The organism is Candidatus Chloroploca mongolica, from assembly GCF_004762035.2.
Classification (GTDB): Bacteria; Chloroflexota; Chloroflexia; order Chloroflexales; family Chloroflexaceae; genus Chloroploca; species Chloroploca mongolica.
Window position 1 is genome coordinate 111170 of record NZ_SIJK02000004.1, and the last position, 13056, is coordinate 124225.

At 58.5% G+C, this 13056-nt stretch carries 14 protein-coding genes; 6 read left to right on the forward strand and 8 right to left on the reverse strand.

Translation table 11 applies throughout. The features are described from left to right. From EYB53_RS03630 to EYB53_RS03655, 6 genes are all read left to right on the forward strand, one after another. Positions 1-297: hypothetical protein (locus tag EYB53_RS03630; protein WP_205712569.1), on the forward strand; the 297-nt coding region annotated here is incomplete at its 5' end. Positions 298-420: 123 nt separating this feature from the next. Continuing rightward, positions 421-759 carry a transposase gene (locus EYB53_RS03635; RefSeq protein WP_135476844.1) on the forward strand — a complete coding sequence of 113 codons (339 nt, stop codon included), beginning with the start codon at positions 421-423 and terminating at the stop codon, positions 757-759. Positions 760-761: 2 nt separating this feature from the next. After that, positions 762-1715, forward strand: a complete 954-nt coding sequence (locus EYB53_RS03640; protein WP_254150862.1) for an ISAzo13 family transposase — start codon at positions 762-764, stop codon at positions 1713-1715. A 516-nt stretch (positions 1716-2231) separates the two neighbouring features. Beyond that, on the forward strand, positions 2232-3098 hold the full coding sequence (locus tag EYB53_RS03645) for an ABC transporter ATP-binding protein (RefSeq protein ID WP_135476848.1): 867 nt from the start codon (positions 2232-2234) through the stop codon (positions 3096-3098). Then, on the forward strand, positions 3095-4156 hold the full coding sequence (locus EYB53_RS03650; protein ID WP_135476850.1) for an ABC transporter permease: 1062 nt from the start codon (positions 3095-3097) through the stop codon (positions 4154-4156). Before EYB53_RS03645 ends, EYB53_RS03650 begins: the two co-directional genes overlap by 4 nt. Then, the gene (locus EYB53_RS03655) at positions 4153-5217 is read left to right on the forward strand and encodes an ABC transporter permease (protein WP_135476852.1); all 1065 of its coding nucleotides are present in this window, start codon (positions 4153-4155) and stop codon (positions 5215-5217) included. Before EYB53_RS03650 ends, EYB53_RS03655 begins: the two co-directional genes overlap by 4 nt. A 68-nt stretch (positions 5218-5285) precedes the next feature. Here the strand turns inward: EYB53_RS03655 and EYB53_RS03660 are convergent, their stop codons facing one another. The 8 genes from EYB53_RS03660 to EYB53_RS03695 form a co-directional block, all read right to left on the reverse strand. Beyond that, positions 5286-5642, reverse strand: a complete 357-nt coding sequence (locus tag EYB53_RS03660) for a hypothetical protein (RefSeq protein ID WP_135476854.1) — start codon at positions 5640-5642, stop codon at positions 5286-5288. 123 nt (positions 5643-5765) lie between these two features. Next, complete coding sequence (locus EYB53_RS03665) at positions 5766-6980, reverse strand: glycosyltransferase (RefSeq protein ID WP_135476856.1); 1215 nt, start codon at positions 6978-6980, stop codon at positions 5766-5768. A 16-nt stretch (positions 6981-6996) separates the two neighbouring features. After that, positions 6997-8937 carry a magnesium chelatase ATPase subunit D gene (gene bchD, locus EYB53_RS03670; protein ID WP_135476858.1) on the reverse strand — a complete coding sequence of 647 codons (1941 nt, stop codon included), beginning with the start codon at positions 8935-8937 and terminating at the stop codon, positions 6997-6999. A 109-nt stretch (positions 8938-9046) separates the two neighbouring features. Next, the gene (bchI, locus tag EYB53_RS03675) at positions 9047-10156 is read right to left on the reverse strand and encodes a magnesium chelatase ATPase subunit I (protein ID WP_135476861.1); all 1110 of its coding nucleotides are present in this window, start codon (positions 10154-10156) and stop codon (positions 9047-9049) included. 83 nt (positions 10157-10239) lie between these two features. Further along, a complete protein-coding gene (locus EYB53_RS03680) occupies positions 10240-10440 on the reverse strand; it encodes a hypothetical protein (RefSeq protein ID WP_097651522.1) in 201 nt (66 codons plus the stop codon). A 154-nt stretch (positions 10441-10594) separates the two neighbouring features. Next, on the reverse strand, positions 10595-10762 hold the full coding sequence (locus EYB53_RS03685) for a hypothetical protein (protein WP_167857240.1): 168 nt from the start codon (positions 10760-10762) through the stop codon (positions 10595-10597). 15 nt (positions 10763-10777) lie between these two features. Next, positions 10778-12004, reverse strand: a complete 1227-nt coding sequence (locus EYB53_RS03690) for a chlorophyllide a reductase iron protein subunit X (RefSeq protein WP_167857241.1) — start codon at positions 12002-12004, stop codon at positions 10778-10780. 31 nt (positions 12005-12035) lie between these two features. Further along, a complete protein-coding gene (locus tag EYB53_RS03695; protein WP_135476863.1) occupies positions 12036-13028 on the reverse strand; it encodes a zinc-binding dehydrogenase in 993 nt (330 codons plus the stop codon). Between the last annotated feature and the right edge of the window lie 28 nt (positions 13029-13056).

Genomic DNA, 13056 nt, shown 5'->3' on the forward strand with positions numbered 1-13056 from the left:
ACGGCGACGGGCACCGCCACGGCGACGGGCACGGCGACGTCAACGCCCACCGGCACGGCGACGGGCACCACCACGTCAACGCCCACCGGCACGGCGACGGGCACCACCACGTCAACGCCCACCGGCACGGCGACGGGCACGGCGACGGGCACTACCACGGCGACGCCCACGGCGACGCGCACCGGTACGGCGACAGCGACGGGTACTGCTACCGTAACGACTATGCCCAGTATGACACCGACCGTTACACCACTTATGCCGTTGTCGCGCGTCTACCTGCCTCTCATCCGCCATTAAACCTTTCTGCCACCTTGCCTCCCTGAGATCTGAGATCTATGCTAGTGCCAGTACTTAGGGTTCATAAAGAAATTAGTTGACCCACCATGCTATACTTCAGGCTCCTGATGTGGAGGAACGAAGATGACCGCTCTGGAGGAGCCTGCGATCCATGCCTGTGCATGTCCGATTTGCCAAGCGGCCAGCGACCCAGCGGTGGTCAGTCGGCATCACCAGATCAATGTGCTCTTAAGCCGACTGACCGAACCCCAACGGCGCTGGTATGTCGGATTTCTCGCGCAAGAACCCGCGAGCCCGGGGCTGCGCCAGTGGGTGCTCATCACCGGCTTGGCGCGGAACACCATCCGGCGGGGCCAGCAGGAACTGGCCGCAGGCCTTGCTGACGTACCAGCGGTGCGCCAGCGGCGGACGGGCGCGGGGCGGCCTGCCGCCGAAAAAAAGACCCGGTTCTGGAAGCCCTGATCTTGGCGCTGGTTGCCCCGCACACGGCAGGTGATCCCATGAGCGTGGAGAAGTGGCTCAACTGTCGCCTGAGTGATATTCGGCAACGGCTGGATGCACAGGGCCATCGGGTCAGTAAGCCGGTGATTAGTCGTATTCTGCGCGCGCATAACTACAGTCTGCGCGCCAACGTGAAACAGGCGGCAGGGCAGCAGCACCCGGAGCGCGATCAACAATTTCGGTACATCCAGACCCAGCGAACCCAGCATGCGGCGGCTGATCAGCCGGTTATTAGTGTCGATACCAAGAAGAAGGAATTGGTGGGCAACTTCAAAAACGCTGGGCAGATCTGGTGTGTGCAGGCGGAAGAGGTGGATGTCCACGATTTCCCCCAGGATGCGGTTGGACGGGCCGTGCCGTATGGGATTTACGATCTGCGAGCCAACCGGGGCACGGTCTACATTGGCCAGTCGGCCGATACGCCGACGTTTGCCGTGGACAATTTGGCCGATTGGTGCCGCACCGAACTGCGCGAACGCTATCCGCATGCAACCCAGATCTTGATTGAAGCCGATAGCGGCGGCAGTAACGGTGCCCGTTCGCGGGTCTGGAAGCAGCAACTCCAGGTGCAAATCGCTGACGCCTTGGGCCTGACCGTGACGGTGTGTCACTATCCGACGGGTACGTCGAAATGGAATCCGATTGAACATCGGCTGTTCAGCGAGATTAGCAAGACATGGGCGGGATGCCCCTTGCGCTCGTTTGCTGCCGTCCAGCAGTATATCGCAGACACGACGACCCACACCGGCTTGCAGGTGCGGGCCTATCTGGTGACCACGCCCTATGCTACGGGGGTCAAAGTCAGTGATACTGAGATGGCCTTGTTGAACATTCAGCCACATAGTGTATGCCCGCAATGGAACTATACGATTTCCCCACGGTCTGCCACCCAAGTGCCTGTGGGGTGGGTCAAGTAATTCTTTTATGAGCCCTTAGGGCAATTGCATCTTCTGCCGTGGCCGTAAACGGCTCGACTCCTGGGAAGCCAAGGCTACCTTCGTGGCCTGATCCAGCCGGCGCAGACCGGCTTCGCATTCGCTCACCGAGGCGTTTACTGGTCTGTAACAAAAGTTTTCTGCTCTCGGGCTTGGCTTCGACAAGCTCAGCCAACTGCGGGCGATGGGCGTTGCGAACGGACGGAGGCTGAGCCTGCCGAAGCCCCCGTAAACGTACGTTACAGACTACTTACGCCCACGGCACGGGCGCATGGGGGTGTTCTGATGCTCTGACGGCACATACGAACAGAAGCTGCCATCGCCCTCTCCCCACAAGCGGCGTACTTGAAAAGTATTGACTCCCGACGTACAATCAAAGGTAATCGGATAAGGCTCCCAGTGACTGAACCGCACACCGACACACATTGCATCCTTGATGTTCTCACCCTCCTTTCCGCTTTCATCTTTCATCTTTCATCTTTCCCTACGAGGCTTCTGATGCCTATTCCTTCAATTATTGCCGAGCAGTTGGTCTATCGTTATGGCTCGTTGCTCGCTGTTGATCAAATCAGTTTCCAGGTTGCTTCCGGTGAGATCTTTGGTTTCCTCGGTCCCAATGGTGCTGGCAAATCGACAACGGTGAAGATGCTCACCGGCCAGTTGCGTCCGCAGGCTGGCCAGATCACGATCCTGGGCATCGATGTTGCCCGTCATCCCAAACGGATGCAAGCACGGATCGGGGTCTGTTTCGAGTTGACGAATCTCTACGAGACGATGAGCGGTGCCGAAAATCTGCACCTCTTTGCCCGTCTCTTCGGGGTGCGCAGTTTTGATGCCGATGCGCTGTTGCGCCGGGTTGGCCTCGATGGCCGCGGCAAAGATAAGGTTGAAGGCTATTCCAAGGGGATGAAGCAGCGTCTGATGATTGCACGCGCCCTCGTCAATCAACCCGATGTGCTCTTTCTCGATGAACCAACCGAGGGCCTCGATCCGACGTCGGCGCAGGCGATCCGTCATGTGATCCGCGAGGAGCAGATGCGCGGGGCGACGATTTTTTTGACCACCCATGATATGCACGAGGCCGATCTGCTCTGTGATCGGGTTGCCTTTCTTGACCGCGGTACTATCGTCGCCCTCGATACGCCGCATACGCTCAAGCAGCAGTATGGGCAGCGTATGGTGTATGTCGAAGTGCTCGCCCCCGATGGCACTCTGCAGCGCCGTGAGATTATGCTCGATCGCGCTGATACACCCGCCGAGGTCGCTGCCTTGCTCCAGGGTGAACAGGTGGTTACCTTGCATAGCGCCGAGGCGACCCTCGAAGATATCTTCATTCGTATTACTGGTCGGGGGCTTGCGTCATGACCACGATGATGCTGACCGCGCTCATTGCCAAGGATTTCAAGGGCTATTTTGCCAATCGCTTCTTTGCCCTTGTGACCGTCTTGTCGCTGGTAGCCTTTACAGGCCTCTACTTTCTTCTCCCCAAAACGGTTGATGAGACGCTTGCGCTCGGGTTGGTGCTCGCCGGGGCTCCTCCTGCGCTGGAGGCTGAGTTGAGCAATGCTGATGAGGTGCGCATCGCGCGTTTTGCTACCTCAGAAGAGTTACAGGCTGCTATCCTTGCCGGCGATCTTCCCGTTGGCTTTGTTTTTCCTGATGATCTCGCCGCTCAGTTGCAGGCTGGTACGCAACCTCAGGTTGCCCTCTTCCTTGCGCCCGATGTTCCACCCGAGTTTGTGTCTATCTACGAGGTGGCGTTGCAAGAGTTCGTCTTTCTCATCCTTGGGCAGGAATTGCCAATTGAGGTCACCGAGACGGTGCTTGGGCCTGATATGGCCGGGGCGCAGATTGCCCCTCGCCAGCGCATGCTGCCGCTCCTGGTGGTGTTTATTTTGATGGTTGAGTGCCTCGGTCTCGCCAGTCTGATTGCCAGTGAAGTTGAGGGTGGTACCATCCGAGCGTTGTTGGTGACACCCTTGACGATGCGCGGACTTTTTCTTGCGAAAGGGATCTTTGGGTCGCTCTTTGCTTTTGCGCAGGCTGCCTTGCTCTTGCTGCTTACCGGGGGCCTTGCGACCCAACCCCTGTTGAATTTGCTCGCCCTCCTCGCTGGCGCGACCATGGTGACCGGGGTGGCGTTCCTGATTGCTTCGGTCGGGCGCGATTTGATGTCGGTGATGGGTTGGGGCATCCTCGCAATGCTCTTGCTCGCGTTGCCGACGCTGAGTCTCCTGATCCCCGGTCTGACTTCGAACTGGATGCGACTGATCCCGTCGCACTATCTCGTTGATACGCTCTTTCGTACCCTTAATTTTGAGGCCGGCTGGCGTGAAGTTGGTGCCAATCTGCTGGTCTTGCTGGCGTATGCGGCGGTGCTGATGACCATTGGTACGCTGACGCTGCAAAGGAGATTCCGATGAGTCTCTATCGTGTGGGGGTTTTGCTCTATCGTGAATTGGTGCAGGGCCCCAAGAATATCATTTTTATCTTTGCTGTGGTGGTTCCCCTTGTCCTCAGCTTTGTCCTTGCGCTGCTCTTTGGGACGCTCTTTAGTGGCAAGCCCCGCCTTGGTATCGTTGATGAGGGTTCCTCGCAGTTGAGCCAATCAGCCGCCGCGATGACCTCGATCCGGCTGACGATCTTTGATACTCAGGTTGGCCTCGAGGCGGCAACTCGTCGGGGGGCCATTGATATGGGCGTGGTCGTACCGGCAGATTTTGATGCGCAACTTGCCGCAGGCCAACCAACAACGATAATTGCCTATGTCTGGGGCGAGAGCCTGCTGAAGGATCGCGCTCTGCTCGGTACCGCCCTCGTCGCCTGGACCCGTCAGATCGCGGGACAGGAACTACCGGTAACTTTGACGACCACGATGCTTGGTGATACAGTTGCCCTGCCCTGGCAGGATCGCCTCTTGCCGCTGCTCATCCTGATGAGTGTCGTCTTTGGGGCGATGATGCTCCCTGCTTCATCGCTGGTCAGCGAAAAACAGCACCGGACGCTGACGGCGCTGGCGATTACGCCTGCGACCACCGCTGATGTCTACCTTGCCAAGGGCTTGCTTGGCGTCGGCTTGAGTACTGTGATGGCGCTGGTTGTGCTCGCGCTGAATGGTGCTCTGAACGAGCGCACCGGGCTTGTCGCGGGGGTCTTGCTGCTGGGGGCGATCTTCTCCGCCGAACTGGGGATCGTTATGGGGACGCTCGTCAAGGATGTCAATTCTCTCTTTGCCACGATCAAGGCCATCGGTTTGCTGTTGTATGCGCCCGCCTTGATTGCGCTCTTTCCCGACATTCCGCAGTGGATCGCACGTATCTTCCCAACCTACTATCTCGTGCAACCTGTCATCGAGATCGTTCAGCACAATGCGCGTCTCGCTGATATTGCCGGTTTACTCGGTGTCCTGCTCGCTCTGATTGCCGTGACGGGCGCGATCCTCGCTTTGTTGGCCCGCCGTAACTATCGTCTCGGGGTAGTCTAGGTGGCGTTTGAAGGCTTGAAAAAAGGCCAGCGACGCTGGCCTTTTTTCAAGCCTTCATCGGTTTCTCGCTAATCCTCTAACAACTTCATGCCCGTCAGCCGCTCCACGGCCCAAAAGCCAAGTGGTAGTACGCTGAAGAAGGCCATGATGAGGTTCGAGAAGGTCGCAGCATTTAGCCCGACCCCGCCTGCCCCAGCTAGACGCCCGACATTGGCGAGCGCCGCAATGGTACCTAGCGCTGCGATCCCCAACGCGATGAGCGTCATTAGCCTGGTACGCGCTGGATTGCGTGCCAGCCAGCCTAAAACGATCAGAACTAGCCCGAAGAGGGCCGGAATAAAGGCGGTTGTGGCAGTGGTGGCAATGCCTCCCCCCACACCGAGGACAACCAGACCGACGCCCGCCCAGATGATAATGGTGATCATACGTGACTCCTGGTGGCTTGCAGGTACATGCTCTCCTGCAAACTCGCAAACGTCTGCATGTAGCGGCGACCAATTCTGCCTCTACATGACGTATGGTACACGCTTTTAGCACATTGCGTCAAATCAGCGCTCGTTATGCTTGATACGGTTCACCACCGCGAGAATGCGTTCGGCGCGTTTGCCATAGGTGTGTTCGGTCGCGATCACCCGGCGTGCCATTGCCCGCCTCATGTCCGGTGCCCGTGCCAGAGCGTCCCCCAGGCCACTCGTCAGACCTGCCAGATCGCGTCGCGCAAAGGTGTGACTCAGGTGCAGCGGCACAATCTCTTGCAATGCAGGCAAGATGGGCAGCACAATCGGTTGCCCCAGGGCAAGATATTCAAAGAGTTTCAGCGGCGAGGCGGTAATGTCCGTTACCGTGTCTGGGATCGCTAGGACATCGGCGGCCTGCAGGTAGGTGACAATTTCGGCCTGAGGCCGTGGTGGGATGAGCATACAGATGCCCTCTCCTTGCTGTTGCCCACCATCACCAAAACCAAGGTCGTAGGCCTGCTTGCGCAAAGCCTCGCGTTCGTGATCCCGCCCGCCTGCCAGAATTACAATCAGGTTCGGGCATTGTTGGCGCAGTTCCGCGCACGCGGCCAGCAGCCCATCAAGCCACCGATGGGCGAATGTCATGCCTGCATAAGCAATGATCGGTGCTTCGGCAGGGAGCCCCAGGGTTTGCCGGGCTTCCTGCCGATTCCCTTGCGCAAAAATCTGCTCGTCATAGGCGTCGGGAACGACAAACACATCGTCTAGGTTGCGCCAGCCAAGCGTTGCCAGCAACTGCCGAAAATCGTCGGTCAGCGACACAACCGCCGAAGACCGCGTCAGTGCGATGCGATCAATCAGGTGCAAAAGTCCCTCGGCCCACGGCTCTCGTGCCCGCGACGGATTCCGCGTCTCTAGGTCGTGCGCCTCGTAGATCACTGGTATCCCCAGGCGAGGCCCAAGCACGCCCGCCCACCAGGCGGCACAGATCACCTGCCGTACATAGACAGCTTCAACCTCGTGGCGTCGTGGCGCGATCAGTGCCGCTGTCATAAACGCAAAGGCTGTGTGCTCAAGGTAGTAGAGCAACGTTGATTTGTAGAGGCGTGAGAGCTTCCCAATCGCCGGACGGGGCAGATGCACGGCCCCTACTTCCTCAAACCGACTCTCCTCGCGCCCCCAGCGCGGGATCAATGCCAATGTATCAGGTCGACGAACCCGAAGTTCACGCAGCGTGGTATACGTTTGCAACGCATTGGCCGACTGCAACGTCAGACTGGTGGGGTAAGCAATGTAGACCAGCATAGATGTACACCACCGCTCAACTTTCCGTGCTGGCATCGAGCACAGCCTGGGCGATCTGTTCACCACGACCTTGCGGCAGATAGACATAACGTCCACCTAGCCAGGCCGCCAGTTGTTGCGCTTCGCCTCGACTGACAAAGCTTCGTTGGGTATCAATCACAACGGCACCAATCCCGGCTGCGTGCAAACGCGCACTCAGGGTCTGGACTTCCCGGCGAGCAACTTCCAGACGGGTCTGCTTATCGTGGCTCGGGTCAGGGCGTAATGGCACATTGGGCCGCCCATCGGTAATAATCACCATAGTGGTGCGATGAATGCCCCGTGCCCGGGCCTGCTCGGCGACCTGATAGGCCGCGAGCAACGCCGCCGCCAGGGGTGTTCCGCCGCCTGTGGGCAGCACATCAAGGGCGCGTTTCGCCAGTTCGACACTCTGCGATGGTGGCAAGAGCACTTCAGCCTCTTCGCCACGAAACGCCAGCAGTGCGACCTGGTCACGATGCACATACGCCTGTTGCAACAGCGCATTGACGGCCCCCTTCGCCTGGCGCATTCGGTGCAGTGCCATCGATCCACTGGCATCCACCAGAAAGCAGAAGAGCGTCCCCGCTTTGCTGCGATATTTCTTGATATGGAGATCGTCGGCTTTGAGCCGAATATGGCGTTTGTGTACCTCGGCGCGTGGTCGTTGAATCGCTTCTTCGTGACGCACTCGTTGCCACGGTGCCGCAGCGCGCAGCGTCGCCACAACATCCAGCCGCCCCTGTGAGGGAAGACCGGGGATAGAGCGAATATGCCGCCCACGCAAGCCAGAGGTTGTCCCGCGTGACCCACTACGCCCGTTGCGGCGCACCGTAAAGGGTGTCTCCAACACATCAGGGGGGATTTCGCTATCAAGGGCCGCCAGGATCAGATCTTCCACCGTCAATTCTTCAGGCGGGGGCGGGGGCTTCTCTTCTTCGTCTTCGTTATTCTCTTCGCTCTGCGAGGGCGGTGGCGGCTCCTCGGGCGGTGGGGGTTCTTCGGGTGGCGGCGGTGGTGCCTCCATCTGTGGGGTACGGGTTGCGCGTGGCAACAGCACAAAACGCACGGCGCGCTCTAGATCCTCATCAGCGACCTTTTCGCGTCCAGCGAGTGCTGCCGAGGCCAGCGCCACACGGGTCGCAAAAATATCAGCCCGATGGCCTTCGACGCCGAGCGCCAGAGCGGCCTGAATCAGTTGCGTAACTTGAGCATCCTCGATCGTGACTTCTTTCAGCGCTTCGCGTGCTGCCAGCACCATGGCCTGCAAGAGCGCATCTTCATCTTCGAAATCATCGCTCAGGCCTTCGGGGCGCAACGAAGCCTTTTTTGACCGTTTCAGGCTCACCAGACGTTCACGGTCAAGTGTGAGATTACGGCGCACGACCTCGGCGCGGGCGGGTGCCGGGGCCTGGGAGATCGGGGCGGCAATCAAGCCAACGCGATCCATCAGGTGACGCCGGGGCGGGCCTTCATCGGGATCATAGGTCGCAAGCAACGCAAATCGTGAAGGTTCAACCACACTCAACCCTTCGCGTTCCACGCGCACCACCCCGCTATCGAGTGCAGCGAGCAGATGGTTAATCGTGCTATCGTCAAGCAGATTCACCCCATCGGCATAGAGTAGACCACCGTGAGCACGGGCAAGCACCCCACTACGATGCACCCGTTCACCCCGGGCAAGCGTTGCCTCGAGATCGAGTCCACCCAGCAAGCGATCTTCCGTCACCCCGACGGGCAGTTCTACAAAAATCTGCTCATCAATCAGTTGCGCAAACGCACGTACCAGCGTGCTTTTGCCCGTGCCAACCCCGGCGGCAATCACCGCCCCACCAAGACCAGGATCGACTGCGAGGAGGAGCAGCGCTTGGCGCGCAGCATCAAGCCCGACGAGAGCCGAGAAGGGCATCCCACGTTGGGCAACCGTAACCAGAGGCATAGCGTTTACCTTACGCACCTAGAGCAGGAACAGACGAGCGTTCAGGCCCATACCCAACGGGCAGCGCCTGTGCCGGCGCTGCCGCTGGTCTGTCTGCTGCAAGCGTCAACTACGTCAGCACCTCTTCGACCGCACGTTCAATGCGAACCGAGTCGTCCTGGGTTTCGAGGGGGTCTTTGCGGAGGCGATGGCGCAGCGCAAGATTCGCAATGCGTCGGACATCCTCCATGCGCACTTCGTTATGACCCTCAAATGCCGCCAGTGAACTGGCTGCCCGGCTCAACGTCAACTCACCGCGATGCCCATCAATTTCGAGCTTGACACAGAGTTCAGCGATCTTGTAGAGCGTCGGGTCAGGCAACGTGACCTCAGGCAACCGTTTCTGGGCACTTTTGATCTTGCGTTGCAACTTGGCCGTCTCTTTTGCCCACTCGTCGACAAACGTAAACGGATCGGTATCATAGGCGCGACGGCGCTTCACAATTTCGACGCGCTCGTCGACACTCGTGATCGTCGTGATCCGGGCGTGCAAGCCAAAGCGGTCGAGCAACTGCGGTCGCAGATCGCCTTCTTCCGGATTGCCACTACCCACCAGAACAAAACGTGCCGGGTGACGGATACTGATGCCTTCACGCTCAACCACATTGGTGCCACTGGCGGCCACATCGAGCAACACATCGACGAGGTGATCCTCAAGCAGGTTCACTTCGTCAATGTAGAGGAAGCCACGATTGGCGCGGGCCAGCAACCCTGGGGCAAACGCCTGCACACCCTGCGTCAGGGCGCGTTCAATATCAAGCGTACCACAGACGCGGTCTTCAGTCGCGCCCAATGGGAGATCGACCACTGGTACTGCAATGGTCACTGCTGATGGATGGCGCGCGGCTTTCCTTCCCCCAGGCTCATTATGCGTCGTACAGCGCTCACATAGCCCAGCCGTACGATCAGGCGAACATGAATACGGACAACCAGGCACAGCCTTGATTGGTGGCAACATCGCCGCCAGCGCACGGACAGCAGTTGATTTGGCGGTACCGCGATGGCCCATCACCATCACCCCGCCAATCGTTGGATTCACAACACAAAGCAGCAGAGCAAGTTTGAGCTCGGCCTGACCAACAATTGCAGCGAACGGGTACGGAGGAACAGGTGCAGAAGATGGGGGGACAGCACCATTAGACAGCGTCTGAGGAAGCTCAGGCTCAGTAGCCGTGGGCACAGTTTTCACCTCATTGAAATGCGAAGTGCAACATGCAGCGAGCACACCTTGCACTTCGCATCACACACGTTACCAAAATGACATCACCGTTCGGAGCGTTTCACCACCGAACCGGCCGTAGGAACACGCTGACCATTGCGCGCACGCCGCGCAAACGCCGTGATATTGGTCCAGAAAAAGGTCAAACCGAGTGCAAGCACCGTAATAATCAAACTTGCCCAGCACATGAGCGCCGGGGTGATCGGGCCAATCATCTGCGTGGCCTCACCAAGACCTGCTGGCATACCCCTACTCCTATCATTTGTCGCGTACGGTTTGACGCGAAGAATGGCACCATGGAACTGTAGCTAATGAGCTTCCTTCTTGTCCTATTGTACCATATTGCTGCAAGTATGCTTCATCACCAGGGTGCCATATAACCCGTTATGATGAGCTATCTTACCGACGCCACAGAGGATTCGCCTGTTCTGGCGATGTCACATGGTGGGCTTCAAAACTCTGGCACCAGCTCCAAAAGAACCCACATGCCCACCAGCGCAGGCGCAAATGCCAGGGTGCCAGCACATACTCGGTCAAGGCTACTTTCGAAGGGGTTTCTAGCTTCATCGTGCCATCCTTCGCTTAACGATACAACGGGCTTGCCGGTCTTCTCAGGTCAACATAACGGTAGGGTTCCCCTGAGCGTTGCAAAGCGATCAGGATCGCCAGTTTGCTCTCAAGTTCATCCTCGTTGCCAAAGCAAATGGTTGTATTGCCATCAATTGTGAGGGTCATGCCCTTTTTCGGATCGTGGTTGGCTTCGGTCACATACATGCCAAGGTCGGTGAGCAATCTGCCGACGACCCGGCGTGTCGCTGGATCAAGTTCAGGTTGATCGCCAACCGCCTGTTGCATCAAGCCCAGTTCGAAGGTCGGAACAGTCCTGGCCTGACGACCTCCCATCAGTTCTTCGACCCCTGCCCCTTCGGGCACCAGATCAGGCTCGATGGCCCCGAAGACCTTCAAAAACTCGGCATACTCAAGGGGATGCACATCTTCCATGGCGACTTCGGGGATACTCCGGGTCATAATCTGGCGTGCCAGGCGGTCAAAGATAACCTCAAAACGTGGTTCGGTGAGCGCCAGTTGGCATGCGTCGGCGAGTTCGCGAACGCCACGGTCAAGCGGAATACTTGCCAGTACCGGCAGATTGATCCGCTCGGCAAAGCGCTCGGCGACACCACTCCCATCATCCCGATTGACAATCAACCCGATCAGGCGTGTGCGCCCACCCATCTGGGCAAAATAGCGGGCCGCACTCGCAATATTATTGGCCGCATAGAGGCTCTGGCGGTCATTGCCACAGAGGATGATGACCTCTTCGGCCAGTGAACGTGAGAGCGGCGTGGCAAAGCCGCCACAGACTACATCACCCAGGAAATCCATCACAATATAATCAAGTGCCCACTGGCTCATCCCGAACTTTTCGAGCAGATCAAAGCCGAAGGTAATGCCACGTCCTCCACAACCGCGCCCGACCTCGGGGCCACCAATCTCGCAGCCATAGACGGTTGCCTGTTCCATTACCCGTGTCTTGAAGATGACATCCTCGGCGCGCAGCTGGTCTTCACGGCCAGCCTCTTTCAACTCACGCCAGACATCACCGAGTGTCGGCAGGCTGACCCCTCCAAAGAGGGCATTGCAGCTGTCGTGTTTGGGATCGCAGCCGAGTTGCATGACTCGATTGCCCAGCAGGGCCAGTTTGCTCACCAGATTTGTCGTAAAAAAGGACTTGCCCATGCCACCTTTGCCATAGACGGCCAGCATCCGGGCATGGTTCGTTCCATTTTGTCGCATCTTCGCAGGCATGAACGCCTCTCTTTGCACGTCTGACCTTGAGTCAGACCTCGCTCGTTGCTTCGTCCTGCGGCCATTCCACGACGACTTTGAGACAACTCGGATCCTCAAGGGCGAGCCGATAGGCCGCCTGAATACGATCAAGGGGCACCCGGTGGGTTAGCAGGCCATTGACATTCAGATCGCCCGAGGCGAGCATATCGCGCACGCGGGGCAGGTCGCCATCGGCCCCGAATTTCCATTCGCGGGCCACCAGGATCTGCGCTTCACGCATAAAGACCGGGGCATACGGAATATTGATATGGTCATAATAGCCGAGCAGCAAAACGCGCCCATGATTGGCAAGCAGCGGCAGCGCTCCGACAAGCGCAGGCATCGAGCCAGTTGCCTCAATGATGACATTGATATTGGCTTCGCCGAGTGCTTCGTCTAGTGACTCGCGGGTAATATCAATGACCTGATCCGCCTCGGCCACGGCCAGTCGTACGCCCACCCGGTCGGCGACCGCCACATGCTGTGCCCCCTGAATACGAGCGAGGCGGGCGGCCAGTTGCCCAACGATCCCCTGACCAAGCACTAGTACGCGGTCAGTCTTACGGATCTGGGCGATATTGAGCCCATGCAGTGCGGTTGCGGCAAGGGCGAGCACCACCCCGGTTGCCGGGTCAATCGAACCGAGCGGTACGACGCGGTCAGCCTCGGCACTGATATACTCGCTCTGCCCACCCCAGGCCGGGTTGACGCCACGGAAACAGCGTGCGCCACCAACATACACCCATTGCCCCAGCAATTCCTGAGGGGCTTTGGCCCCCACCTTCACGACCTGGCCTACCGTTTCATAGCCGGGTACTACCGGAAAGAGCAGTGCGGGATGAGGCATACGGCCATCAAGCAGCATCCGTTCTGTTCCAGCGCTAATCGAGGTAAAGGCAGTGCGGAGTAGCACATCACCCGCTTGTGGTTCAAGTACTTGAACCGTGCGCAATTCAACGGTATTGCGGCGAGGGATAACTACGGCGCGAGATTTGATCGGCATGTGGGCCATCGCTTTCTAGCGAATGTCG

Excerpts from the sequence above, each read along its gene's own strand:
- EYB53_RS03635 (WP_135476844.1), top strand. The coding sequence starts at position 421 with ATGACCGCTCTGGAGGAGCCTGCGATCCATGCCTGTGCATGTCCGATT.
- EYB53_RS03645 (WP_135476848.1), top strand. The coding sequence starts at position 2,232 with ATGCCTATTCCTTCAATTATTGCCGAGCAGTTGGTCTATCGTTATGGC.
- EYB53_RS03650 (WP_135476850.1), top strand. The coding sequence starts at position 3,095 with ATGACCACGATGATGCTGACCGCGCTCATTGCCAAGGATTTCAAGGGC.
- EYB53_RS03655 (WP_135476852.1), top strand. The coding sequence starts at position 4,153 with ATGAGTCTCTATCGTGTGGGGGTTTTGCTCTATCGTGAATTGGTGCAG.
- EYB53_RS03660 (WP_135476854.1), bottom strand. The coding sequence starts at position 5,642 with ATGATCACCATTATCATCTGGGCGGGCGTCGGTCTGGTTGTCCTCGGT.
- EYB53_RS03665 (WP_135476856.1), bottom strand. The coding sequence starts at position 6,980 with ATGCTGGTCTACATTGCTTACCCCACCAGTCTGACGTTGCAGTCGGCC.
- bchD (WP_135476858.1), bottom strand. The coding sequence starts at position 8,937 with ATGCCTCTGGTTACGGTTGCCCAACGTGGGATGCCCTTCTCGGCTCTC.
- EYB53_RS03680 (WP_097651522.1), bottom strand. The coding sequence starts at position 10,440 with ATGCCAGCAGGTCTTGGTGAGGCCACGCAGATGATTGGCCCGATCACC.
- EYB53_RS03685 (WP_167857240.1), bottom strand. The coding sequence starts at position 10,762 with ATGAAGCTAGAAACCCCTTCGAAAGTAGCCTTGACCGAGTATGTGCTG.
- EYB53_RS03690 (WP_167857241.1), bottom strand. The coding sequence starts at position 12,004 with ATGCCTGCGAAGATGCGACAAAATGGAACGAACCATGCCCGGATGCTG.
- EYB53_RS03695 (WP_135476863.1), bottom strand. The coding sequence starts at position 13,028 with ATGCCGATCAAATCTCGCGCCGTAGTTATCCCTCGCCGCAATACCGTT.